Annotated in this window: 22 protein-coding genes; 6 read left to right on the top strand and 16 right to left on the bottom strand. The window is 53.6% G+C overall.

Annotated elements, in window-relative coordinates:
* Window positions 1-29 precede the first annotated feature (29 nt).
* The gene (locus NDQ72_19580; GenBank protein ID WKD28210.1) at window positions 30-956 is read left to right on the top strand and encodes a LysR family transcriptional regulator; all 927 of its coding nucleotides are present in this window, start codon (window positions 30-32) and stop codon (window positions 954-956) included.
* Between the two features lie 20 nt (window positions 957-976).
* On the opposite strand, the gene NDQ72_19575 is transcribed toward NDQ72_19580, so the two are convergent.
* The 8 genes from NDQ72_19575 to phnD form a co-directional block, all read right to left on the bottom strand.
* On the bottom strand, window positions 977-2,833 hold the full coding sequence (locus NDQ72_19575) for a methyl-accepting chemotaxis protein (GenBank protein WKD28209.1): 1,857 nt from the start codon (window positions 2,831-2,833) through the stop codon (window positions 977-979).
* A gap of 348 nt (window positions 2,834-3,181) precedes the next feature.
* The gene (locus NDQ72_19570; GenBank protein ID WKD28208.1) at window positions 3,182-5,299 is read right to left on the bottom strand and encodes a methyl-accepting chemotaxis protein; all 2,118 of its coding nucleotides are present in this window, start codon (window positions 5,297-5,299) and stop codon (window positions 3,182-3,184) included.
* Window positions 5,300-5,309: 10 nt separating this feature from the next.
* A complete protein-coding gene (locus tag NDQ72_19565; GenBank protein WKD28207.1) occupies window positions 5,310-7,181 on the bottom strand; it encodes a methyl-accepting chemotaxis protein in 1,872 nt (623 codons plus the stop codon).
* 105 nt (window positions 7,182-7,286) lie between these two features.
* The gene (locus NDQ72_19560) at window positions 7,287-7,718 is read right to left on the bottom strand and encodes a host attachment protein (protein WKD28206.1); all 432 of its coding nucleotides are present in this window, start codon (window positions 7,716-7,718) and stop codon (window positions 7,287-7,289) included.
* An 87-nt stretch (window positions 7,719-7,805) separates the two neighbouring features.
* Window positions 7,806-8,615, bottom strand: coding sequence for a phosphonate ABC transporter, permease protein PhnE (phnE, locus tag NDQ72_19555; GenBank protein ID WKD28205.1), 810 nt, complete (start codon window positions 8,613-8,615; stop codon window positions 7,806-7,808).
* A complete protein-coding gene (phnE, locus tag NDQ72_19550; protein ID WKD28204.1) occupies window positions 8,609-9,418 on the bottom strand; it encodes a phosphonate ABC transporter, permease protein PhnE in 810 nt (269 codons plus the stop codon). The genes phnE (NDQ72_19555) and phnE (NDQ72_19550) overlap by 7 nt, the downstream gene beginning before the upstream one ends.
* On the bottom strand, window positions 9,405-10,211 hold the full coding sequence (gene phnC / locus NDQ72_19545) for a phosphonate ABC transporter ATP-binding protein (protein WKD28203.1): 807 nt from the start codon (window positions 10,209-10,211) through the stop codon (window positions 9,405-9,407). The genes phnE (NDQ72_19550) and phnC overlap by 14 nt, the downstream gene beginning before the upstream one ends.
* A 56-nt stretch (window positions 10,212-10,267) precedes the next feature.
* A complete protein-coding gene (gene phnD, locus NDQ72_19540) occupies window positions 10,268-11,257 on the bottom strand; it encodes a phosphate/phosphite/phosphonate ABC transporter substrate-binding protein (protein ID WKD28202.1) in 990 nt (329 codons plus the stop codon).
* Between the two features lie 157 nt (window positions 11,258-11,414).
* On the opposite strand from phnD, the gene NDQ72_19535 reads away from it, so the two are divergent.
* Window positions 11,415-12,008 (top strand): histidine phosphatase family protein, encoded by a 594-nt coding sequence (locus NDQ72_19535; GenBank protein WKD28201.1) that lies wholly within the window; start codon window positions 11,415-11,417, stop codon window positions 12,006-12,008.
* Between the two features lie 124 nt (window positions 12,009-12,132).
* On the opposite strand, the gene NDQ72_19530 is transcribed toward NDQ72_19535, so the two are convergent.
* The 7 genes from NDQ72_19530 to hemE form a co-directional block, all read right to left on the bottom strand.
* A complete protein-coding gene (locus NDQ72_19530; protein WKD30449.1) occupies window positions 12,133-12,861 on the bottom strand; it encodes an amino acid ABC transporter ATP-binding protein in 729 nt (242 codons plus the stop codon).
* A gap of 86 nt (window positions 12,862-12,947) precedes the next feature.
* Window positions 12,948-14,048, bottom strand: a complete 1,101-nt coding sequence (locus NDQ72_19525) for an amino acid ABC transporter permease (GenBank protein WKD28200.1) — start codon at window positions 14,046-14,048, stop codon at window positions 12,948-12,950.
* A gap of 21 nt (window positions 14,049-14,069) precedes the next feature.
* Window positions 14,070-15,260 (bottom strand): amino acid ABC transporter permease, encoded by a 1,191-nt coding sequence (locus tag NDQ72_19520; protein WKD28199.1) that lies wholly within the window; start codon window positions 15,258-15,260, stop codon window positions 14,070-14,072.
* A gap of 91 nt (window positions 15,261-15,351) precedes the next feature.
* Entirely contained in the window at window positions 15,352-16,377 is a 1,026-nt protein-coding gene (locus NDQ72_19515; GenBank protein WKD28198.1) for an amino acid ABC transporter substrate-binding protein, read from the bottom strand.
* A 267-nt stretch (window positions 16,378-16,644) separates the two neighbouring features.
* Entirely contained in the window at window positions 16,645-17,655 is a 1,011-nt protein-coding gene (locus NDQ72_19510; protein ID WKD28197.1) for an amino acid ABC transporter substrate-binding protein, read from the bottom strand.
* Window positions 17,656-17,760: 105 nt separating this feature from the next.
* The gene (gene speE / locus NDQ72_19505; GenBank protein WKD28196.1) at window positions 17,761-18,621 is read right to left on the bottom strand and encodes a polyamine aminopropyltransferase; all 861 of its coding nucleotides are present in this window, start codon (window positions 18,619-18,621) and stop codon (window positions 17,761-17,763) included.
* A complete protein-coding gene (gene hemE / locus NDQ72_19500; GenBank protein WKD28195.1) occupies window positions 18,621-19,733 on the bottom strand; it encodes a uroporphyrinogen decarboxylase in 1,113 nt (370 codons plus the stop codon). The genes speE and hemE overlap by 1 nt, the downstream gene beginning before the upstream one ends.
* Window positions 19,734-19,964: 231 nt before the next feature.
* Between hemE and ribA the strand changes: the two genes are divergently transcribed.
* The 4 genes from ribA to NDQ72_19480 all read left to right on the top strand — a co-directional run bounded on the left by ribA (window position 19,965) and on the right by NDQ72_19480 (window position 23,260).
* The gene (gene ribA / locus NDQ72_19495; protein WKD28194.1) at window positions 19,965-20,600 is read left to right on the top strand and encodes a GTP cyclohydrolase II; all 636 of its coding nucleotides are present in this window, start codon (window positions 19,965-19,967) and stop codon (window positions 20,598-20,600) included.
* A 226-nt stretch (window positions 20,601-20,826) separates the two neighbouring features.
* Complete coding sequence (locus tag NDQ72_19490; protein WKD28193.1) at window positions 20,827-22,056, top strand: acetamidase/formamidase family protein; 1,230 nt, start codon at window positions 20,827-20,829, stop codon at window positions 22,054-22,056.
* An 88-nt stretch (window positions 22,057-22,144) separates the two neighbouring features.
* Window positions 22,145-22,477, top strand: a complete 333-nt coding sequence (locus tag NDQ72_19485) for a zinc ribbon domain-containing protein (GenBank protein WKD28192.1) — start codon at window positions 22,145-22,147, stop codon at window positions 22,475-22,477.
* An 84-nt stretch (window positions 22,478-22,561) separates the two neighbouring features.
* Window positions 22,562-23,260 (top strand): hemolysin III family protein, encoded by a 699-nt coding sequence (locus tag NDQ72_19480; protein WKD28191.1) that lies wholly within the window; start codon window positions 22,562-22,564, stop codon window positions 23,258-23,260.
* On the opposite strand, the gene NDQ72_19475 is transcribed toward NDQ72_19480, so the two are convergent.
* Complete coding sequence (locus NDQ72_19475; GenBank protein ID WKD28190.1) at window positions 23,257-23,883, bottom strand: glutathione S-transferase family protein; 627 nt, start codon at window positions 23,881-23,883, stop codon at window positions 23,257-23,259. The two genes, NDQ72_19480 and NDQ72_19475, sit on opposite strands and share 4 nt — an antisense overlap.
* Between the last annotated feature and the right edge of the window lie 20 nt (window positions 23,884-23,903).

Here is a 23,903-nt window from a genome sequence, read left to right as displayed (position 1 = left end):
ATGCCGCCGAAACAAGATAGGTTGTCGCTATGCATTACACCCTGCGCCAGTTGGAAGTCTTTGTGGCCGTCGCCCAGCACGAAAGTGTTTCTCAGGCGGCGCGTGCCCTCGCTATGTCCCAATCTGCTACCAGTACGTCGCTCGCGGAGCTTGAGCGTCAATTTGACTGCCAGCTTCTCGACCGCATGGGAAAACGACTGAAGCTTAATGCGTTGGGCTTTCAACTGTTGCCAAAAGCGGTGGCCCTGCTGGACAGGGCCGAAGAGGTAGAGGAACTGTTGCGCGGCCAGCAGGGCGTAGGCGCATTGGATGTGGGCGCAACGCTAACCATTGGCAACTATCTAGCCACTCTGTTGATCAGCGATTTCATGCAGCGCTATCCCGGCAGTCGGGTGCGGCTAGCGGTGCGTAACACGCGTCACATTATTGAGAGTGTACGCCAGCACTCGCTTGATTTAGGGCTGATTGAAGGGCAGTGCGACGACGATATGATTATTAGCCAGCCATGGGTAGAGGATGAGCTGTGCGTCTTCTGCTCACCGCGACACCCGTTGGCGGGGCGTGAGCATCTTGAGCTGGAACAACTGCTGCGTGAAGACTGGATTATGCGTGAGGAGGGCTCTGGCACCCGCATGACTCTTGAGCACGCCGCGCGGCATCGGCGTAGTCGGTTTAATACCCTGTTGGAGCTTGAGCATACCGAGGGTATTAAGCGGGCAGTAGAGTCGGGCCTGGGGATTGGCTGCGTTTCCAGGCTAGCACTGCGCGATGCTTTCCGGCGCGGCAGCTTAGTGCCTCTGCCAACACCGGAATTAGACTTAAAACGTCAGTTCACTTTCATCTGGCACCGCCACAAGTACCTTACCACGGGGGTGCGAGAGTTCTTGCGACTTTGCCGCGAGATGACCGCGGGTGCCAAGCGCAGCGACGATATTTCACTGCCGCCGATTCCTTAGTCACTCAATACGATAGTCACTCAATACGATGGCAAAGCGCTGGTTGAGCTGATGGTTAGAGGAGCCGAAGGGTGTTGAGACAGCTTAAAGCTGCTGATGGTGCCCTTAAGATGATCAGCTTGCTCTTTCAATTGTTCAGCGGCAGTGGTGGACTCTTCCACCATGGCAGCATTCTCCTGAGTCATACGGTCAAGTTCAGACACGGCGATATTGATCTGTTTGATGCCATCGCTCTGCTCACTCGTGGCGGAGTTGATTTCCTCCAACACATCGGTGACGCGAGTGATATGAGCAACGATATCCTGCATGGTTGCGCCTGCGTTTTGCACTAATACAGTGCCGTTATTCACTCTGCTTTGTGAGTCTTCAATGAGCTTTTGAATATCGTTGGCGGCTTCACTACTGCGTCCTGCTAATTTGCGTACTTCATCAGCAACGACCGCAAAACCACGGCCATGCTCCCCTGCCCGGGCGGCTTCTACGGAGGCGTTAAGGGCCAGTAAGTTGGTTTGGAAGGCAATACTGTTCATTAGCGTGACGATTTCGCCAATTTTATGGGAGGCCTGGGAAATATCTTCCATCGTGGTAACCACATTGGCGACCACTTGCCCGCCTTCCTTAGCTACGTTCGTGGCCGTTTGAGATAGCTTATTGGCTTCTTGGGCCGATGCGGCGGTGTGCTCCACGGTGCTGGTGATCTGTTCTATTGAAGCCGAGGTCTGCTGCAGGCTAGAAGCCGCATTATCGGTACGGCGGGATAGATCCTGGCCGCCCAAGGCAATTTCATTCGCGGCATGGTGCACCGAGTCACTGCTGGTGCGTACATCGACCAATACTGCTTCCATTTTGCCCACAAAGCGGTTGAAAGCACCGCAGATCTGAGCCACTTCATCACTGCCCTGCTCGGGAAGTCGGCGGGTTAGATCGCCTTCGCCGCTGGCAATGTCATCCAGAGCATCACGCGCCCGTTCTAGGCCAGCGAAAGTACGCTTGAGCCACAAGCTCAACAGCAGCGCCGTGACAGCAATGATGGCGATTAGCGTCAACAATGAAGACTTGAGAATGGCACGTAACCCGGCCGTGGCTTCATGCTCGTCTAGTGCCACGCCGAGTTCCCAGTCGGTTCCTGCGATGGGGGTCACTGAGAGTCGCTTATCCAGGCCATCGACTTCGATAGGCTCCCACGCGTCTTGCGCAGCACTTAGCTGTTCGATGGACGCAGGGGACAGAGTGTCGCTAATTCGACTCAGCGGTTTGAGCGTCAGCGCCGCGTCGGGGTGAGCAATCACTGTTTCGCCGCCGCTACTTAGAAAGGCAAAACTCGAGGGCGTTGGCCGAATAGCGTTGACCTGACTGACTAGGTTGTCGATGACGACATCGCCGCCGATCACCCCATACAAACGGCCATTACGCTTGACTGGCGTAGCAAAGCTAACCACTAGCTGATTGCTATTAGCGTCCACGTAAGGCAGCGAGACGATCGTACGATCCTGCTTTGTTGCTGCTTGGTACCAGTCGCGCTGGCGTGGATCAAAATCACTGCCTGGTACCCAGCCATCGGACGAAAGGTGGCTACCATCGGCTTGGCCGAAAAATGCCGTTAGGAAACCGCCTGACTCTGCTAGCTGGATGAGTGGCGCAAGTGGGTCATTATCGATCACTGGCGTGCGCGCTGCCTCTAGTATGGCGGCTCGGGCATCAACCCACTCCTCAATGGCCAGGGCGTTACCCTGTGCAATAGAGGCCAACTGCTGAGTTACCTGCTGGTCATTATGTGTTTGCAGGGTCAGGTAGCTGACTGAGGCATTAATAGTCAGTGCTAGCGTAATTACCATTAACGTGATGATAAGAATACGCAAGCGTAGGGACGACAGCATGAATATAGTCTCGCTAGTTAGGAAAGCTAAGGCCTAAAACAGGCCACTTTTTAGGTACTATCTTTTACGTACTATCTTTTACGTACTATCTGTTACGCACTATCTGATAGGTACTATCTGCAGCCCTACTATCGGCACCAATGGGTGCGACTTTAGGCGTATGCTTAAGATCATGTTGTTATCGGTTCGCAAGGTGGGAAATACGCCCTGGAGTAAACCGAGCTAAGGAAGGATGGATTACGAGGTGGGCCTCGCAATGAGGCCTGGCAGGATAATGACCGCCGGAGCCCAGCGTAGCGATAAACCTGCGCTACTGCCGATCTCCTGGCGGCCTGATTTAATAGCCGTTTAGTACTGTGCCAGCGTTGGCGCAGGCAGTGTGTGTTGGCTCTGTGGGTGGCGGCTGTCATGTGCTTCAAGGGTGAAGCCACCCACCAGTGCATCGAGCCGATCCGCCTGATCTTTTAGCTGTTCGGCGGCGGTGGTGGACTCCTCCACTAGGGCTGCGTTTTGCTGAGTCATCTGGTCTAGATCGGTGACGGCAATGCTTACCTGACTAATACCATCGTTTTGCTCACGCGCGGCCGTGCTGATATCGCCGAGCATTTGAGTAACGCGCGTCACGCTTTGAGCCAGTTCATGCATAGCGGCTTCGGCATCACGCACCATTTGGGTGCCGCTTTCTACCTTGCCTGCCGAGGCATCGATGCGTTGGCGAATATCTTTAGCGGCGTCACTGCTGCGCGAGGCGAGCTTGCGTACCTCATCAGCCACGACGGCAAAACCACGACCATGCTCCCCTGCACGGGCAGCCTCTACAGATGCGTTTAGCGCCAGTAGGTTAGTTTGGAAAGCGATGCCATCAATGACGCTGACAATGCTCTGAATTTCATCAGAGTTAGTGCGAATATCCGTCATCGTAGCGACCACCTGCTCAAACGCACTGTCAGTACGAGATGCTAGCTCCGAGGCGGTTTGGGAAAGCCCACTGGCTTCCTGAGAGGCATGGGTGGTGTGGCCAACGGTACTGCTGATCTCTTCCATGGCTGAAGAGGTCTGCTGCAGGCTGGCGGCGGCCTGCTCAGTGCGCCGAGATAGGTCTTGCCCTCCTTGAGTAATCTCATTGGCCGCATGGTTTACGGCTTCGCTGCTGCGCCGCACATCCAGCAAAATGGTTTGGATTTTCTCTGCGAAGGCATTGAACTGTTCTGCTACCGCTGCGCTCTCGTCGCGGCCATGAACAGGCAAGCGTTGGGTAAGGTCGCCATGTCCTGTCGCGATCTCTTCCATCCGGTTGGCCAGGCGTTTAAGAGGGCGTGCGATTCGTCCACCAATCCACCACAGTGCGCCGACACCAATCGCGGCCAGCAATAAGCCCACTAGTGTCATGCCGAACGTGTTTTGCTGGCGCTGCTCACTGAGCACGTCTTGCAAAGCGTTCAGTTCGGCCAGTACCACTGACTCGGGGAGCTGCAGTACCAGCACCCAGGGCTGATCCGTATTGCCAAGGGCGATAGGCTGATAACGCTGGAACATACCATCGGCCATGCTGCTGTGTAGGCTGCCCTGCGTTATTGCCTGCTCAATGCCTGCCAATAGCGTGTCACTTAGCGAATCGCTAGCGGGCAAGCCCAAGGCTTCTTTGCCAGCGGTATCCGCTACCAAGCCGCCACGCCCTGCCACCAGTGTCATTCGGCCAGCGCCGTTATAAAGCGCCTGGTTGGCGTCGTTTAACAGGGTTTGGATAAAGTTAAGCGCCAAATCAATCCCTGCCACACCACGAAATTCGCCATCTACCAAGATCGGCGCGTTGAACGAGGTGACTAGCTGGGTTTCACCGCCGAAGTCGTAAGCTGCGGGGTCGATAATACAAGGAGCTAAGGTTTCCTTCGGACACAGGTAGTACTCACCTTCGCGCACGCCGCTTGCCAGGGGCGTTTCGCTCTCGATATCCTCACCTAGCGGCAGTATCGCCAGCTCGCCATCATCAGTGCGGTACCACCAAGGCATAAAGCGGCCGCTGCCGTCATGGCCGTAGCGCTCGTCGCCCGCGTAGCGAGCGTCATTTCCAAAGGCGTTGGGCTCCCAGCCAATATAGGCATCCACTAGGTCAGGGTTGTCGGCGACGGTTTGGCGTACAAGGTTTGATAGCTGTCGGCGGCTTAGGTAGAGCGCGCGTTGGCCTTCTGCATCTTCCGTCCCCATTAACGCATTGGTCATGGCGAGTTGGCTGGCCAGCGTCATCGCTTTGTCCAACTCGCGCTGAATGCGCTGGCCTTCTGCTTCGGCAATGGCGTTTAAGCGGGCATCCAGCGCGTCTTCCATGAGCTCACTGGTGTGGTCATCCACGGTTTGTTGGGTGTGTGAGGCGGCGATCAGGTTATACACCACCAGGGCGGCCACAATGGCTAACAGGCAAGGGCCTGCTAGTGCCACGACAAAAGAGCGTAATGAGCGGAAATGCATAGTGTAATCCCTAGGCGATATGGCGACGTTGGTTGTCAGATGTTTGGTAGGGCACTTGCAAAGCAGGCGTGGCAGCGTGGGACAGTTTAAAGCTGCTTATGGTCCCCGCGAGATGCTCCGCTTGCTCTTTCAGTTGCTCAGCAGCAGTAGTGGACTCTTCCACCATGGCAGCGTTTTCCTGGGTCATGCGATCAAGCTCGGCAACGGCAATATTGACTTGATTAATGCCGTCGCTCTGCTCGCTGGTGGCTGCGTTAATCTCCTCCAGCACATCGGTAACACGGGTGATATGGGCAACAATATCCTGCATCGTCGCACCCGCATTTTGTACCAGAGAGGTGCCATTGTTGACTTTGCTTTGTGAGTCTTCGATTAGCTTTTGAATATCGTTGGCAGCTTCGCTACTGCGCCCTGCTAGTTTGCGCACCTCGTCGGCCACCACGGCAAAGCCGCGGCCATGTTCGCCGGCACGGGCCGCTTCTACTGAGGCGTTGAGTGCCAGCAGATTGGTTTGGAAGGCAATGCTGTTCATCAGCGTGACAATTTCACCAATTTTATTAGAGGCTTGAGAAATGTCTTCCATCGTTGTGACGACATTGGCCACCACTTGACCGCCTTCCTTTGCAACGTTTGATGCTGCATGGGAGAGCTGGTTGGCTTGCTGGGCGGACGCGGCAGTGTGTTGAACGGTGCTGGTGATTTCCTCGATCGACGCAGATGTTTGCTGCAGGCTTGCGGCCGCGTTATCGGTACGGCGTGATAAATCCTGACCACCCATGGCAATTTCGTTGGCCGCGTGATGAACCGCTTCACTGCTCGTGCGGACATCAACCAATACGGCTTCCATTTTGCCGACAAAACGGTTGAACGCGCTGGCAATTTGGGTCACTTCATCGTTGCCTTCTTCTGGCAAACGTAGGGTTAAATCGCCATCTCCCGAGGCAATGTTATCCATCGCGTTGCGCACGCCAAGCAGTCTACGAAGCATCAATGAAAGCAGGATTCCAAATATAACGGCGGTGATGGCCGCGACAATCAGCAAAGTGATAATCGAGGTAGTCGCAATGGCACGCAGGCCTGCGGTGGCTTCGTGCTCATCAAGCGCCACGACTAACTGCCAGCCACTGCTGCCACCTACTGTGCTGCCCATCAGCAGCTTGCCACTGTTTTGCAGTTCAAGCGCTTGAGGCTCTTCGGCTTGGATAATCTTGGCCAAGCTGTCGTTGGTTAGATCGCTGCTCAACACTGAGGACGGCTCAAGCGTTAACGCGGCGTCAGGGTGCGCCACGAGCGTGCCATCTTCCGTCGTCAAAAAACCGAAGCTTGAAGGTGTCGGGGCGATACTGGCCACAATATCAATGACATCTTCAATTGTGATGTCTGCGCCAATGACAGCAGCTAGCTGCCCGTTACGATAGAAGGGGCGTGCAAAGGTAACGATTAACCCCCCTGTTTGGGCATCGACATAAGGTGTTGTGATAACGGTGTCTTTGGCGTTGGCAGCATCCTGATACCAGGGGCGTTGGCGAGGGTCATAATCACTAGGCGGCTGCCAGTTATCAGAAAAAACAGCATCAGACGTAGAGGGATAAGCCATATAGGCAGTCATGAAGCTTCCAGAATCAGCCAACTGACGCAATGCGGCAAGCGGGTCGCTGCTGCCAACAGCATCATCCATGCTGGCCAGCATGGTATAGCGAGCGTTAAACCACTCATTAATTGCCTGGGTGTTGCCGTTAACGACGGCACTGAGATTACGGCTTACTTGTTGATTGTTGTGATGCTTGACGGTGGTGTAGCTGGCTATGCCATTAATGATGAGGGCTACAATAATGGCCGTGAGGGCGGCTAGTAAGATGCGGGCTCGCAGGGACGAAAACATGGTCGCTCTCTAAATCGTCAGGGGTAAGACGACTATCGGCAAAAGCGACCACTTCTTTAGCAGAAAAGCGTGCTTAGTGGGAAAGCGAGGGTGACGTAGAGAGCATTAGCGTAAGTCGCTAACGGCATTTTGAATATCGGCCAGAGAAGCTTTACTCAAATCTTTCGAAAGCGTGTGAATGACCAGTTTGTGGGTGGTGTTGTCGAGTTTTTCTCGCAGTAGCCCAAGAAATTTCGGTGGCGCGACCATAATAAGCTTTTCCATGCTGTTATCGACGCGTGCACCATATAAGCGCTTGGCGACTTCTTTCGCAAACAGCTCATTTTCATGCTGCGAGGCAGCGCCTTCTTCTCCAGACGAGCGCGATGAGGTTGACGTAGATTCATGGACATCGGCACCGCGGCGATCGGTGATTAAGTCACCTTCGTGCAGCCTGCCTGCTGCGTGTACAAGGCTCTCATGCTCAGTGAGATTCAACGCATCACGGGTGAAAATACGCGCGCGGGCGGCATCAGCTACCACGATATAGGTGGTCATCGTCGTACGTCCTCCTTGTCGTTAGTTACCCTCTAACCATGGCAAGCGTTTGCCGTTTGGTCAAACACTTGCGAAGGTAAAAAGGGGTTAAAGCACTTTGCTGCGCAGTAGGCTAGTAATGGCTTCGCCAATCAGTACTAAGATGATAATCGCGATCAAAATAGTCGCGACTGTCGGCCAAGCAAAAGTGTCAATAGCGCCTTGCAGAATCACGCCAATGCCACCTGCGCCAACGAGTCCCAGCACGGTGGATTCCCGGATGTTGATATCCCAGCGCAGAATCACGATGGCAAAAAAGGCCGGCATTACCTGGGGCACAATGGCGTAGGCGACCACTTTTGCCTTGGAAGCCCCGGTGGCTTCCATCGCTTCCACCGGGCGACGGTCGATTTCTTCAATGGCTTCACCCATTAATTTGCCAATAAAGCCTATCGAGCGAAACACAATCGCCAGAATCCCTGCTAACACGCCGGGGCCAAAAATAGCCACGAATAACAGCGCCCATATAATCGTATTAACCGAGCGGCTGGAGACTAGAATAAAGCGCCCCAGCCATAGGCAAGCACGATTGGGGGTGGTGTTCTGGGCGGCGATATAGGCGACTGGCAAGGCGAGAAAAATAGTCAGAAATGTGGCCAACGTCGCGATATGTACCGTTTCCAGCAGCGCGTTCAGAATATTGCTTAACCCGGCAGGGCTGGGCGGCCACATGCGCGCAGCCAAATTAGACATTTGGTTGGGCGCGTCCCATACCCAGGGCCAGAAAATATCAATATCGCGAACCGCCCAGAACACCAGCATCAGTGTGCCTAGCAGTACAGCGTAGCGGATTAAGCGTCCTTTACGGTCGTAGCGATGCCAAACACGGTCGGCAAGTTGCTGAGCGTGATCTACCATATTTTTTTCCTCACCCAGCCGCTGATGCCTTCACTCAGTAAAATAACCGCAATGATGACCAGTAAAATCGCAAAGGCGAAGTCGTAATCATAGCGACCAAAGGCATTCATTAATGTGCCACCGATACCGCCTGCGCCGACGATGCCGACCACCGCAGAGGCGCGTAGGTTGCTATCAAGCTGGTACATCGATAGACCGACCTGACGGGGCAATATTTGTGGAAAGACGGCGTAATAAAGTGTGGCAATGTAGCCTGCTCCTGCCGCGCGCATGGCTTCTACCTGCCCCCAGTCAATCTCTTCGATCTCTTCTGCTAGCAGCTTTCCAACAAACCCGATGGAGTAGAGCGTCAGCGTTAAAATACCTGCCAGCGGCCCAAAGCCAACGGCCGCCACGAATAAAATAGCCACGATAACGGGGTGAAAGCTGCGCGAGATAATAATGACCGCGCGGCCAATCACGTAAATGGGCATCGGGGCGATGTTACGAGCGGCCATCACCGCAAAAGGAATCGATAGAAAAACGCCTAGTAGCGTGGCGAGAATGGCAATTTGGAAGCTCTCTTTAAAGCCTGTTAGTAGCAGCTCGTAACGTTCCAGGCTGGGTGGAAAACCCCCGCTAAAAATGCGTGCTGCTCGCGGTAAGCCTTCTGAAATGCGCGCCCAGTTAAACGGCAAAGAACCGAAAGCCCACACCAGATAAATCGCAGCGACAATAAAAATACCGTAGCGGATGATGGGGTTGGCAATGAATGGCGGTTTTTTCCAGGTGCGTGGGGGAGACGGGGAGTCAGACGGCGTCATGTCGTGGCTCCTCAGCATGGGCACCGGGCTGCTCGGTAATAGCGTCATCAGGCGCTTCAATACCACCATAAATGGCATCAAGAGCGTCTTTGTTGAAGTCTGCAGGCACGCCATCAAAAATCATTTTGCCGTGGCGTAAGCCGACAATGCGCTCAGTGTAGGTTTTTGCTTGCGCAACGTTATGAATATTGATTAATACCGGTAGCGAAAGCTCACTGGCAAGGCTCTGCAGCAGTATCATTATTTGCTCGGACGTGCGTGGGTCGAGCGATGCCGTTGGTTCGTCGGCCAGCAACAGGTCGGGTTCTTGCATTAATGCCCGCACCACCCCGACACGCTGGCGCTCACCGCCGGAAAGCTCATCGGCACGTTTATTGGCGTAATGAGCAATCCCTACGCGCTCCATAAGGGTAAATGCGCGCTCTATATCGGCTTGAGGGTAGCGACGCGAGATTGCTTGATAGAGATTAACGTAGCCAAGCCGCCCAGCCAGTACGTTCTCCATGACGGTGAGGCGATCAAGTAAGTTAAATCCCTGGAAGACCATGCCAATTTTGCGCCGGGCACGGCGTAACTCAGCGCCTTTCACATTCACCAGTTCGGTGCCGTTGAGTTTGATAGAGCCCGATGTAGGTTCTACTAAGCGATTGATACAGCGAAGCATGGTGCTTTTACCAGCACCAGACGCGCCAACAATAGAAACAACGCTGTTGTCCTCTACCTTAAGATCGAGTCCTTTCAGCACCGCCTCGTTGTGGCCATAACGTTTGACCAGATTGGTAATTTCCAGCATGTGATTGTTTCCATCGAAAGGCGAATAATTGCGCCGCTGGGGCGGCGCAATCGTTGTTACTCCAGGTTTTCTCGTGTATAGCTCACGTCATTAGCCGCCTGGATGGTACGAATCACTTGCCAGTTATCTTTGTAATTAATCGGAATAAACTTTTCGACGCCTTCAAACTCCTCGCCAAGCTCGGTGCCGACGAAATCGAAGGTAAAGAAGGCTTCCTCGATTTTTTCTACAAGATCCGGGTGTAAGTTATGGGCGTAGTTATAGGAGGTCGTGGGGAAACGGTCAGATTCGTAGATCAGACGCACATCTTCCTCATCGTAAAGACCACGTGCTGCCATACGCTCGACTACTTCAGAAGCCACCGGCGCGGCATCGTAATCCCGAGCGACGACGCCTAACATCGATTGATCGTGGCTGCCCGAGTAAACGATGTCGTAATCCTCTTCGGGAGTGATGCCAAGCTCTGGCAGTAAGGCACGCGGCGCTAGATTACCGGAGTTGGACGTTGGCGAGGTGTGGGCAACACGCTTGCCCTTGAGGTCTTCCAGGCTCTCAATATCTGAGTCTACATGGGTAAATAGCTGCAGGGTGTAGCCGAACTGACCATCATCTGACCCCATCAGTGCGAAGGGCACCGCGCCTGCTAAGTTAACGGCAAAAGGAGTCGGGCCGGTCGAGAAGCCAGCAATGTGTAAGCGCCCGCTGCGCATGGCTTCGACTTGTGCGGCGTTAGATTGGACCGCAAAGAAGCGCACATCGCGTTCGGTAACCTCGGATAGATGATCAATAAAGGGCTGCCAGATATCCGAATAAATGGCCGGATCTTCTACCGGGGTATAAGCAAAAATAAGGGTGTCCGGGTTTGCCCATCCAGACTCGTCGCTTGGCCGATCAGCCACCATGTCGCCGTTTTCATCGCAGTACAGTGAATCCAGGTCACCGCGCTCGCACTCTGCCAAGGCATGGGTAGAGAGGAGTGCGAAGGGGAGCAGTGATGCAGCCGCTAGCATGGCAAGCGGACGCTTGCAGAAACGTGATGTTTCCATAGTTAGCCTCTTATGTGCGTTATTTTTGTGTTGTGCTATCCACTATCGAATTCAGCGCTTCTTTTACTGCGCGTACGTTTCGCAAGTGGACATTTGTAGCGCTAGATGTTTATTTTTCGAAAACGATCTCTTTCAATCTAGGGTTTATTACGAAGATATGTCAAACACTTTCACAGCCGCCTTCTACCATTGGCGAAATCGCTATCTGTTGATGCGCCATGGCCATAGCCAAGCGAACAAACAAGGCCTCATTATTAGTTCGCCTGGGCGTGGGCTTTGCGACTTCGGCTTGTCATCTTTGGGTGAAGAGCAGCTTTCAACAGCCGTTGCACAATGGTGTTGGCCGACGCCCACCAAAGTTGTGCACTCAGACTTTTTGCGGACAACACAAACCGCTGATCGAGTCGCTACAGCGTTTGGCTTAACGCTGGAGAAAGAGGAGCGCCTTCGTGAGCGCTACTTCGGTGAGCTCGATGGCCAATCGGATCGGCATTACCCTGACGTCTGGGCGTTAGATGCCCAAGATGCTGACCATCAACAGCATCAGGTGGAGGCGGTAAGTCACGTTGCCAAGCGTATGTGTGCAGTGATTGAGGAGCTAGAGCGCCGCTGTGAAGGCGAAACGGTGCTGGTGGTGAGCCATGGCGATCCACTACAGATATTGCTCACAGCACTCGCCAATAAACCGCTGACGCAACACCGCGAGCAACCTGCCCTGCAGCCTGCCAGTATTACCCCACTGGGGAGTTAGTCGGTTTCTGGTGCGGACTGGCAGTGGTTGCGGGAGAGCGGGCAATGAATCGGCATCGTTTGAGATAACAATGGGCCTTCGCTGAGGCCCATTGCTTTATCAACTGCTTTACCAATTGCGTTACTTAGTGCCCCAGAATCTGGCTTAAGAATAGCTGGGTACGTTCTGACTGCGGGTTATTGAAGAACGGTTCAGGTGCGTTTTCTTCGATGATTTGCCCTTGGTCCATAAAAATCACCCGGTCGGCGACGGTTTTGGCAAAGCCCATTTCGTGGGTCACACACAGCATGGTCATGCCTTCATTGGCAAGTTCGACCATGACGTCTAGCACTTCCTTGATCATTTCTGGGTCAAGGGCCGACGTTGGTTCGTCGAAGAGCATGACGTCAGGGTGCATGCACAGTGAGCGGGCAATGGCGACCCGCTGCTGCTGGCCGCCGGAAAGCTGACCGGGGTACTTAAGCGCCTGTTCCGCAATACGCACCCGTTCTAAGTACTGCATGGCCATTTCTTCCGCCTCGCGGCGCGGCTTTTTTTGCACCCACATGGGCGCGATACAGCAGTTTTCCAGCACGGTTAAGTGAGGGAAGAGGTTGAAGTGCTGGAATACCATGCCCACGCTACGGCGGATTTGCTCGATACGCTTAACGTCTTGGGTAAGCGGTACGCCGCCTACCACGATATCGCCTTGCTGGTGCTCTTCCAGATGGTTAATGCAGCGAATCAAGGTTGACTTGCCTGAGCCTGACGGCCCGCAAATAACGATACGCTCGCCGCGCTTTACTTCCAGGTCGATATCGCGCAGCACGTGAAAATCGCCGTACCATTTATTAACGCCGCGCATTTCAACCATCAGGTCAGAAGTAGGGGTACCAGAGATGTTGGTGGCTGCTTGAGTCATGTCTTTATCCTGCTAAAAAATCGTTAATAAAAGCGGCGTTAGCGCTTATGGCCGGTGTGCAGCTTGCGTTCTAAATACTGGCTATAGCGCGACATGCTGAAACAGAAGACCCAGAACATGAAGGCGGCAAAGACATAGCCTTCCAGCGAGAAGCCCAGCCAGCGTGAGTCGGCCAGCGCCGCTTGCACGATCCCCAATAGGTCAAATAGTCCGATGATCATGACCAGGGTGGTGTCTTTAAACAGCGAAATGAAGGTATTCACGATACCGGGAATCATCATTTTCAGCGCCTGGGGAAGCACAATCAGCCCCATCCGCTTCCAGTAGGTCATGCCGAGCGCAGCAGCAGCCTCTTCCTGGCCTTTTGGAATGGCTTGCAGGCCACCACGAATCACCTCGGCCATGTAGGCGCTTTGGAATAGCGTTAGGCCGCTCAGTGCCCGTACTAAACGGTCTACATTCATCTCAGAGGGAAGGAACAGCGGCAGCATTACCGAGGCCATGAATAGCACCGTAATCAGCGGTACTCCGCGCCAAAACTCGATAAATACGACGCAGAAACTTTTCACGATGGGCATATTGGAGCGCCGCCCCAGCGCCAGCACAATGCCGATAGGCAGTGCGCCCACCATACCGACGGTAGCCAGCAGCAGGGTTAGCAGCAAGCCACCCCAGCGATGCGTAGGCACGCGAGGCATGTCAAAGTAGCCGCCGTGCAGCAGCACATAGGCAACGATGGGGAAGCCAACAAGAGCAAATATCGCCACCCAACGTTTGAGGGGCAGGCGGGGAATGGCCAGCCAAGCTATCAGCGTAAAGAAACCAGCAAAGACGATGTTGGCTCGCCAGATTTCCTCACGGGGATACAGGCCGTAGATGAATTGGGTAAAGCGTGCATTGATGAAAACCCAGCAAGCCCCTTCCCGAGAGCAGTCATCCCGTGTGGTACCTATCCAATCGGCATTCAAAAACGCCCACTGAACGGTGGGAACGACCAGCAAATAGAGTATGTAAAGCCCGATTAGGGTAAAGATAGTATTGATCGGGCCGTTGAACAGATTGGCACGTAGCCAGGCAACCGCCCCGACAGAACTACTGGGGGCTGGCCGCTCTTTAATAATTGTTTGATTATGGATCATGTAAATATCCTCACCGTCGGCCTAGCGTTCAACCAGTGCCACTCGGGCGTTGAACCAGTTCATAAACATGGACACCAGCAGGCTGATGGTTAGGTAGACCGCCATGGTCATTGCAATGACCTCAATGGCTTGGCCGGTCTGGTTCAGCGTGGTACCTGCAAACACCGAGACAAGGTCGGGATAGCCGATGGCGGTTGCCAGCGACGAGTTCTTAATCAAGTTCAAGTACTGGCTGGTTAGCGGCGGAATAATGACGCGCAGTGCCTGAGGGATAACCACCAGACGAAGTACCAGGTTACGTGGCAGGCTTAGTGCCTGGGCAGCTTCCGTTTGCCCGTGCGAAATTGCCTGAATGCCAGAGCGGACAATTTCAGCAATAAACGAGGCGGTATAAATCGACAGTGCCAGCCAAAGCGCGAGGAACTCAGGGATTACCGTAATACCGCCACGGAAATTAAAGCCGCGCAGTTCCGGCATTTCCCAGGTAACCGGCACGCCAGTAGCAACGAGCACTAATAGCGGTAAGCCAAAAATCAGTAAAAATGAGATCCAGTAAGCTGGCAGGCGTTTACCTGTGGCTTCATGGCGACGCTTGTTCCATATCACCAGGGCAATACTGGCAACAATGGCGACAAGGAAGGTCAGAGGGATCAGGCCAAAGCCAGACTCAAACAGCGGTTGGGGTAAATACAACCCGCGTACGTTGAGAAAGATGGCTTCGCCAAATGCCAAGCTATCTCTGGCGCTTGGCATCGTGCGTAATACCGCAAAGTACCAGAAGAATATTTGCAGTAGCAGCGGAATATTGCGGAAAGTTTCGATATAGGCGGTGGCTAAGCGCGCTAGCAGCCAGTTAGGCGACAGGCGGGCGATGCCAACAATAAAGCCAATGATGGTCGCGGCCAATACCCCTAGGCCACCCACCAGCAACGTATTCAGTAAGCCGACCAAGAAGGTACGGCCATAAGTGCTTTGAGATGAGTAGTCGATCAGACTCTGCACAATCCCAAAACCTGCGGTGTTGCCCAAGAAACCAAACCCGGTGGTGATACCACGTGCAGATAAGTTGTCTTGGACATTACCGACAATGTAGAACAAAAAGGCTGCCACAGCGGCGACGAGGAGTAGCTGGAAAATAAGCGCACGTTTGGCGCGATCTCGCCAAAACGGCGGCTTGTGGCCAGCGGGACGAGTGTTAGGACTTACGGACATGGAAGGCGTCTCCGCGATACGGACGGTCAATCAAATGGCCCGCCGATGCCCTTGGAAGGATGGAGCGGCGGGCCGGGGTCAAACGAGACGCTTAGCGAATCGGCGGTGCGTACTGGAAGCCACCTTGGTTCCAGAGGGCGTTAACACCACGTTCAATTTCAAGCGGAGAGCCCATACCGACGTTGCGCTCAAAGCTTTCGCCGTAGTTACCGACTTGGCTCAGGATGTTGTAGGCCCAATCGGCTTCTAAGCCCATACCTTCACCGTAGTTGCCATCTTGGCCAAGTAGGCGGGCAACATCAGGATTCTCAGAGCTGAGCATCTCCTCGGCATTTTCGCTGGTGACGCCATACTCTTCGCCGTTAATCATGGCGAATAACGACCACTTCACGATGTTAAACCATACGTCGTCGCCTTGACGTACGACAGGGCCCAGAGGCTCCTTGGAAATAATGTCGGGTAGAATGACCGCGCTGTCCGGGTCATCTAGCTGAATACGTAGTGCCGCCAGCTGAGAAGTATCCGAGGTTAATACATCACAGCGCCCAGACTGGAAGCCACCCACGGTTTGTTCAGAGGTATCAAATACAATGGGGTCGAACTGCATATCGTTGGCGCGGAAGTAGTCGGCTACGTTGAGTTCGGTCGTGGTGCCAGACTGAATACAAATAGCGGCACCATCCAATTCGTCGGCACCACTAAGCCCCAGATCGCGGTTAACTAGGAAGCCGATACCGTCGTAAAAGGTCACGCCAGTGAAGTTGAGGCCCAGGGTGGTGTCACGAGTGGTGGTCCAGGTGGTATTACGTGATAGTACGTCGACTTCGCCAGACTGCAGGGCCGTAAAACGCTCTACCGCGTTCAGAGAAATGTAGTTCACCGCATCAGCATCACCGAGAACGGCGGCGGCAACGGCACGACATACGTCAACGTCGAGTCCTTGCCAGTTACCTTCATCGTCCGGGGCGGAGAAACCTGGCAGGCCATCGCTGACGCCGCACTGAACGGCGCCGCGTTCCATCGTGTCTGCTAACGTATCAGCTTGAGCAGTGGCGACACCGGCCAGCGTGATAGCACCCGCGGAGGCCAGCAGTACCAAGTGTTTTTTATTCATCATGGTCGTTCCCCTTACTCGATTTAATGTCGTTATGCATGCAAATGCATGACACTAGAAGCTAGCAAGGAAGGTGCCAGAAAGGATATGTCGTCAAATTCAGCGCTTTTCAACGCAAAATGCCTGCTGTATACGAAAGTATTGGTGCAAAAAGAAACATTAGCGACTAGTGATTGCTCTATTTTGATGCATAGTCGCTAATGTGGCTGTTAGCTTAAAAAATAGTGTCGCTCAGTGTGATGGATTAACGGGCTTGAAGGATGAACAGGATTAACGAATAGGTGGTGCGTATTGAATGCCACCGTCTTTCCACAAGGCGTTTAAGCCTCTGGCAATCTTGAAGTCAGAGTCGGCACCGACGTTTCTATCAAAGATATCGGCGTAGTTACCCACCTGCTTGATGATTTGGTACGCCCAATCGGTACTGATGCCCATCGGCTCGCCAAAGTCACCATCTTGACCAAGCAGGCGCATGACATCAGGATTCTCCGAATTAAGCTGTTCATCTACGTTAGCTTGTGTAATGCCCAGCTCTTCCGCATTTAGCATGGCAAACAGCGACCACTTCACAAGATTGAACCATTGGTCATCATTTTGACGAACGGCTGGGCCCAGCGGCTCTTTCGAGATAATTTCAGGGAGCACGACCGCCATGTCGGGATCAGCAAGCTGCATCCGCTGGGCATACAGTTGGGAAGCATCGGAGCTTAAAACATCGCAACGGCCTGCTTCAAAGCCCGCAATAGACTGTTCAGGCGCATCAAAAACGACAGCATCATAAGTCATGCCGTTGATGCGAAAGTAATCAGAAAGATTGAGTTCGCTGGTGGTGCCAGACTGGGTACAAACTGCCGCGCCATCAAGCTCTTTGGCGCTTTGCACGCCTAGGTCGCTGGCCACCATAAAGGCTTGGCCATCGTAGTAACTTACGCCGGTAAAGTTCATCCCCATCGTCGTGTCACGGCTCGAGGTCCAAGTCGTGGTGCGTGATAGGACATCGACTTCGCCAGACTGCAGCGCGGTGAAGCGTTCTACCGAGTCGAGTGGCACGAAATCTACTTTTGTCGCGTCGCCAAGCGCCGCAGCGGCTATGGCACGGCATACATCGGTATCCAGGCCTCGGTATTGGTCGTCGTCATCTAATGACGAAAAGCCTGGTTGGGCAGCGTTAACGCCACAACGTACGCGATCGCGTTCCTGAACGGTTTCCAGCGTGCTGGCCATGGCCATCGCAGGTACTAAAACACCAATTCCTACTCCCAACCAACGAACGGTTTTCATTTGTTATTCCTTAACGTGAAAGGGCAAGTAAACGTAAGCTCAAAACGTAAGCACATAAAAAAAGCCGAGCAATGCTCGGCTTTTTGGCTATTCGCAGACGCTAAGTTATGCGAAGGCTTTACGCATAAAAGGCGGCAGCGATAGTGCACCACGGTGAGCATCACCAGTGTAGTACTGTAGCGGCATTTTATGTTCAGCGGCAGCTTGTTCGCGGAAGCTTTCAACGCTGGTCGCTTTGCCGGCCAACGTGACGCTCCACCAGCCAGAAGGGTAAACCGGCTGTGGGAAGGGCAGTGTGGCCACGCTATCAAAGCCCGCTTCACGCATGTCGTTACGCAGTTCGCGAATAATAGAGCCGCTGTGGTAAAGCGGTGATTCGCTTTGCTGCACCATCACGCCGCCATTTTTTAGAATACGGTGGCAACGCTTCAGGAAGTCGGTTTTAAATAGCCCTTCGGCGGGGCCGACCGGGTCGGTAGAGTCGATAATCAGCACGTCGATGCTCTCATCGGCAGCGTCGTCTACCCACTTCACACCATCCGCAAACAGCAGCTCGGCACGCGGGTCGCCGTTAGCTTCTACCAACGCTGGGAAGAAGCGCTCGGCGGCCTTGGTCACTTCTTCATCGATGTCGATTTGCGTCACTTTTTCAACACCAGGGTGACGTAACACCTCTTTTAACGTGCCGCAGTCGCCACCACCAATAATCACTACCCGTTTGGGGTCTTGATGGGTGAACAGTGCTGGGTGGGCTATCATTTCGTGATAGAGGAAGTTGTCGCGATCGGTCAGCATCACGCAGCCATCGAGCACCATCAGGTTGCCGTAGGTCTCTGTGGTATACACTTCCAGGTGCTGGTAGGGGCTTTGCACATCCAGCAATTTCTCAGTGACTTTCAGCGAGAAAGCGCTGCCGTGGCTATCAAATACTTCGGTAAACCACTGGTCGTCGCGTAAATCGCTCATTACTTGGCTCCTGGGCGCGGGGCGTTCGTTTGGGTAGGAATGCCTTGATGATACTGCGGGCTTAAATCGTGCAGCGCCTCCATAAAGGCGGTGACGTGATCGGGGTTGGTGAACTGGCTGATGCCATGGCCCAAGTTAAAGACGTGGCCCGGGCCGTGGCCATAGCTCTCCAGTACGCGAGCCACTTCGGCGCGAATGGCCGAGGGGCGGGCGAACAGCACGTTGGGGTCGAGATTACCCTGCAGCGCGACTTTATGGCCCACGCGAGAGCGGGCGTCGGAAAGTTCGGTCGACCAATCGATACCAAGCGCATCGGCTCCGGCACAGGCGATGTGTTCCAACCATTGGCCGCCATTTTTGGTAAACAGAATAACCGGCACGCGGCGGCCATCGTGCTCACGAATCAGGCCGGAGACAATTTGCTCCATGTAGCGCAGCGAAAATTCCAGGTAGGCGGGGGTTGAAAGCGCACCGCCCCAGGTATCAAAAATCTGTACTGCTTGAGCGCCCGCGCGAATTTGCGCGTTTAGGTAGTCGGTTACCGACTGCGCCAGGGTATCCAGCAATTGGTGCATGGTGTCTGGCGTATCGTAAAGCATGGTTTTCAGATGGCGGAAATCTTTGCTAGAACCGCCTTCCACCATGTAGGTGGCTAGCGTCCAGGGGCTACCCGAAAAGCCGATCAACGGCATGCGACCGTTCAGCTCACGACGAATGGTCGATACGGCGCGCATCACATAATCGAGATCGCGCTCGGCGTTGGGTACCGTTAACGCTGCAACCTCTTCTGGAGTGCGCACGGTTTTTCTGAATTTCGGACCTTCACCGGTTTCGAAATAAAGCCCTAGCCCCATCGCATCTGGGATGGTGAGGATGTCGGAGAATAGAATGGCGGCATCTAGTGGGTAACGCTCAAGGGGCTGTAGCGTTACTTCACAAGCTAGGTCATGGTTGCGACACAGATCCATAAAACTGCCAGCATCGGCGCGGCTGGCGCGATATTCTGGCAGGTATCGGCCTGCTTGGCGCATCATCCACACCGGAGTGCGGTCGACAGGCTGGCGAGCCAGCGCACGAAGAAAACGGTCGTTTTGCAAAGGTGTGGTGGTCATAAACACTTGCTCTTGAGAAGTTTGCCCGCATTGTAAGGGAGTCATTGTACTTGAAGATAACGGTACTTGAAGATAACTGTGTCTGAAGGCGGCAATTGTACTTAAAAAACGTACTTAAAAACGCCTCTCCCTGTTGAGACCGTGAGGCTACCGCCGCTTCCTGGTAGAATGTTTTCTTATTTTTCCAACACCGGTGTGGTTAGCTGGTTTGGTTAATCGACGAGGTAACCTGTGACCATTCGCTTCATTGCCGCTTCCCGGCTGCCCACACCTTGGGCCACATTCACCATGCACGGCTTCGAAGACGAAGCCACGGGTAAAGACCATATCGCCTTAACGCTAGGTGATGTGAGCGGCGGCGAGCCAGTACTGGGGCGCGTGCATTCTGAATGTTTAACCGGCGATGCGCTGTTTTCCATGCGCTGCGACTGCGGCTATCAGTTACAAGAAGCGCTCAAGCGTATTGCTGAAGAAGGGCGTGGCGTGCTGTTTTACCTGCGCCAGGAGGGGCGAGGTATTGGGCTGCTGAATAAAATTCGCGCTTATCATCTGCAAGACCAAGGTGCTGACACGGTTGAAGCCAACGAACAGCTTGGTTTTGGTGCGGACATGCGTCGCTATGACCTGTGTGTGCCGATGCTTAACCACTTGGGTATTACGGCATTAAAACTGATGACCAATAACCCTCGAAAGGTGGATGCCTTAACCCGGGATGGCGTGAATGTGGTTGAGCGCCTGCCGATTACCACAGGCCTAAACCCCCATAATGAGCACTATCTCTCCACCAAAGCGGGCAAACTTGGCCATATGATGGCGCTGGACGATTTTACCCAAGCCAGCGACGTCGATATTGAACGTAAAGGGTGACTAAGCCCTTTTGTCACCCTACTGAACCGCTCTTCTGTCTGAAAGCTTCTAAAGCCCGCTCTCCTGAGTATTTGTTGAGCAGATACTCGGCTGAGTTTAGTTAAGGCTGCGTAATAATCTAGATGTAATTAGCTTATAACTGTCTGAGTGACTATTTTGCATAGTGGGGTAGGGGAAATGATCTTCTCTACGCTGACTATCCTACGTTACGTGACAGAGGTTTGTTATGGCTGAAACAATTATTAAAATTGACCTTAAACAATCACCTTACGAGAACGAACAGATCCATAATCGCTGGCATCCCGATATACCCATGGCCTGCATGGTAAAGCCTGGCGACGACTTTATCGTTGAGTGTCATGACTGGACTGGCGGGCAAATTCATAACAATGATAGCGCCGACGATGTACGCGATGTTGACTTAACCCAGGTTCACTTTTTATCAGGTCCCGTGGGGGTTGAAGGTGCTGAGCCTGGCGATTTGTTGGTGGTCGATATTCTTGATATTGGTACCTTTGAGGAGAGTCAGTGGGGGTTCAATGGCTTTTTTTCTAAACAGAATGGCGGTGGTTTTTTAACCGAGCACTTCCCAGAGGCTCAAAAGTCGATTTGGGACTTTAATGGCATGTTCACCAAATCCCGACATATTCCTGGTGTCGAGTTTGCTGGTTTAATCCATCCGGGCTTGATTGGTTGCCTACCGTCAAAAGAGATGTTGGCTGAATGGAATAAGCGAGAAAAAGCACTTTACGATACCGAGCCTGACCGTATCCCCCAGTTAGCCGCGCTGCCCTACGCCGATACGGCGCATATGGGTAAATTATCAGGCACTGCAAAGCAACAAGCTGCCGCTGAAGGCGCGCGAACAGTGCCGCCCCGTGAGCATGGTGGTAATTGTGATATCAAAGACTTATCGCGTGGGTCGACAATTTATTTTCCTGTGTACGTTAAAGATGGTGGCTTGTCGGTAGGCGACCTGCACTTTAGCCAAGGTGATGGGGAAATCACCTTTTGTGGCGCCATTGAGATGGCTGGTTGGATCCACTTGCGGGTTAACCTGATCAAAGGCGGGATGGAGAAGTACGCCATCAAGAACCCTATTTTCAAGCCAAGTCCTATCACGCCGAAATACGATGATTACCTGATTTTTGAAGGGGTATCGGTAGACGAACAGGGCAAGCAGCACTACCTGGATGTGCATGTGGCTTATCGTCAGGCCGTTCTCAATGCCATCGAATATCTCAAAAAGTTTGGTTACACCGGTGCTCAAGCCTACTCGCTGCTAGGCTGCGCGCCCGTACAAGGGCATATCAGTGGCGTTGTCGATATTCCCAATGCTTGCGCAACACTTTGGCTGCCAACGGATATTTTTGATATTGATGTGAAGCCGAATGCCAATGGGCCTGGAGCGCAAGTCGCCCAGGGAGCTGATCTGCCGCTCTCCAAGGACAAGTAGAGCGCCTTACCACCGCTGCATTGAGAAAGGCAGCGACACGCCAGTATCGCTGCCTGTTTAAAATGGATGCTAACAAGGAGAAAGCGGTATGCCTCTCTACGACTATAAATGTGCTACCCATGGCTTGTTCCACGAACTGGTTCCACTGTGCGAAGTCGGTGATGCTTGCGCTTGCCCAACTTGTGGAACCTTGTCACCACGAGTATTGCTGGTCGCCCCTCAGTTATTAACGATGGATCCAGCACGGCGCAGTGCCTTTGCACGGAATGAAAAAGCCGCACACGAGCCCAGACATGGCAACCAGCATAGTGAGCACGAAAAAGGTTGTTGTCATAAAGAACGTCATAAGCCCCAGGTATTTTATACGGCGGAAGGTAATAAAATGTTCCCTTCCGCACGGCCTTGGATGATAAGTCATTAAAGCCACGTTACCTGCGCCAGCGTTGTAGGCATTGAACGCATGGAGTGATAATGGTGGGGTGTGGCATAGCAGGAGCGCCCCAGGATGACAGCTCTAGATGAACAACGGTGTGACGTGCTGCCTCAAGAGCAGGGTGAGTTCAGCATTGTCGAAGAGTGGTTACACAGCATTACCCACGGGGTTGGCGCTGTGCTCAGCTTGGTGGGTATGGTCGTGCTGCTGGTAATAGCGAGCTTAGCCGCCCACGTCGACCCTTGGAAAATTGTCAGCCTGAGCCTGTACGGCACCACGCTAGTCCTGCTTTATACTGCCTCGACTTTCTATCATGGCATTGCTCATCGACGCTGGAAGCAACGCTTCCAGCTGCTTGACCACTGCGCAATTTACTTGCTTATCGCGGGCACTTATACGCCTTTTCTGCTCGTTAATATGCGCGGCACCACGGGCTGGATCTTATTTACCGCCGTGTGGTCGCTCGCGCTAGTGGGAATTGGCTGCAAACTGCTTTGGCCACAGCGTTTCGCGGTACTACGCGTGGCTATCTACTTACTGATGGGCTGGATGATCGTCCTGGCCTCTAGAGAGATGGCAGCCAGTTTATCGGTGACCGGCATCGCTCTGCTTGCCGCAGGGGGAATCATCTACACGCTAGGGGTTATCTTCTATGCCGTGCGTGCCATTCCCTACAATCACGCTATTTGGCATCTGTTTGTGATTGCCGGAAGTATTTGCCACTACTTTGCCGTCTACAGCGCTGTTCTACCTCATGGGGCGGTTACCTAGCGATCAACTGCCGCTTCTTGCTCTTTTTCCACGGCACGGGCTAACGCTGGGCGCTCAGCGTGACGTGCGCGGTAGGCCGCTAGAGGTTCAGGCAGTCGGTGTTTCATACTGGCTGCCCACGTTAACGTATGGGTAAGGAAGATATCTGCCAGGGTGAACGTCTCGCCGACTAACGTCTCCTGGCCCTGGTAACGGCGTTCTAGTGCAAGCAGTGCCCGCTGAAATTCCCAGGCGGCGGTGGGCAAGACTGAAGGCACGCGCTGATCTTGAGGGAGCGCAAATTTATGCTTGGCCTGAAGCCACAGCGGTTGCTCGATTTCGGTGACGATAAAGCTTAGCCACTGGTCGACTTGCGCTCGCTCAGCGGCGCTTTCTGGCAGAAGGCGGCCATCACCGTATTGCTCGGCTAGATAGCGGCAGATAGGTGCCGATTCAAACAGCGTTAGCTCGCCATCTTCAATCACTGGCACCTTGCCATCTGGATGGCGGGCTAGATGCTCAGCAGTTTGTCCTTCGCCGCTATCCAATGCGACATGCTGGCAGAGGTACTCCAGGCCAAGCTCTTCAAGTGTCCAGGTAACCCGCAGCGAGCGAGAGTTCGGAAAACTGTAGTTCGTTATCATTAGGCGGCTCCTAAGCAGCG

The organism is Halomonas sp. KG2, from assembly GCA_030440445.1.
GTDB lineage: Bacteria > Pseudomonadota > Gammaproteobacteria > Pseudomonadales > Halomonadaceae > Vreelandella.
Note: the sequence above shows the minus strand (reverse complement) of the source record. Positions and strands in the feature narration are given on the sequence as shown.

Coding starts and splice junctions, on each gene's coding strand:
- NDQ72_19560 (WKD28206.1), bottom strand. CDS start 7,718: ATGACCACCTATATCGTGGTAGCTGATGCCGCCCGCGCGCGTATTTTC.
- phnD (WKD28202.1), bottom strand. CDS start 11,257: ATGGAAACATCACGTTTCTGCAAGCGTCCGCTTGCCATGCTAGCGGCT.
- NDQ72_19475 (WKD28190.1), bottom strand. CDS start 23,883: ATGATAACGAACTACAGTTTTCCGAACTCTCGCTCGCTGCGGGTTACC.
- phnE (WKD28205.1), bottom strand. CDS start 8,615: ATGGTAGATCACGCTCAGCAACTTGCCGACCGTGTTTGGCATCGCTAC.
- NDQ72_19525 (WKD28200.1), bottom strand. CDS start 14,048: ATGATCCATAATCAAACAATTATTAAAGAGCGGCCAGCCCCCAGTAGT.
- NDQ72_19485 (WKD28192.1), top strand. CDS start 22,145: ATGCCTCTCTACGACTATAAATGTGCTACCCATGGCTTGTTCCACGAA.
- phnE (WKD28204.1), bottom strand. CDS start 9,418: ATGACGCCGTCTGACTCCCCGTCTCCCCCACGCACCTGGAAAAAACCG.
- NDQ72_19530 (WKD30449.1), bottom strand. CDS start 12,861: ATGGTTGAAATGCGCGGCGTTAATAAATGGTACGGCGATTTTCACGTG.
- NDQ72_19565 (WKD28207.1), bottom strand. CDS start 7,181: ATGTTTTCGTCCCTGCGAGCCCGCATCTTACTAGCCGCCCTCACGGCC.
- NDQ72_19580 (WKD28210.1), top strand. CDS start 30: ATGCATTACACCCTGCGCCAGTTGGAAGTCTTTGTGGCCGTCGCCCAG.
- NDQ72_19515 (WKD28198.1), bottom strand. CDS start 16,377: ATGATGAATAAAAAACACTTGGTACTGCTGGCCTCCGCGGGTGCTATC.
- NDQ72_19510 (WKD28197.1), bottom strand. CDS start 17,655: ATGAAAACCGTTCGTTGGTTGGGAGTAGGAATTGGTGTTTTAGTACCT.
- NDQ72_19480 (WKD28191.1), top strand. CDS start 22,562: ATGACAGCTCTAGATGAACAACGGTGTGACGTGCTGCCTCAAGAGCAG.
- phnC (WKD28203.1), bottom strand. CDS start 10,211: ATGCTGGAAATTACCAATCTGGTCAAACGTTATGGCCACAACGAGGCG.
- NDQ72_19570 (WKD28208.1), bottom strand. CDS start 5,299: ATGCATTTCCGCTCATTACGCTCTTTTGTCGTGGCACTAGCAGGCCCT.
- NDQ72_19575 (WKD28209.1), bottom strand. CDS start 2,833: ATGCTGTCGTCCCTACGCTTGCGTATTCTTATCATCACGTTAATGGTA.
- NDQ72_19535 (WKD28201.1), top strand. CDS start 11,415: ATGTCAAACACTTTCACAGCCGCCTTCTACCATTGGCGAAATCGCTAT.
- hemE (WKD28195.1), bottom strand. CDS start 19,733: ATGACCACCACACCTTTGCAAAACGACCGTTTTCTTCGTGCGCTGGCT.
- speE (WKD28196.1), bottom strand. CDS start 18,621: ATGAGCGATTTACGCGACGACCAGTGGTTTACCGAAGTATTTGATAGC.
- NDQ72_19520 (WKD28199.1), bottom strand. CDS start 15,260: ATGTCCGTAAGTCCTAACACTCGTCCCGCTGGCCACAAGCCGCCGTTT.
- NDQ72_19490 (WKD28193.1), top strand. CDS start 20,827: ATGGCTGAAACAATTATTAAAATTGACCTTAAACAATCACCTTACGAG.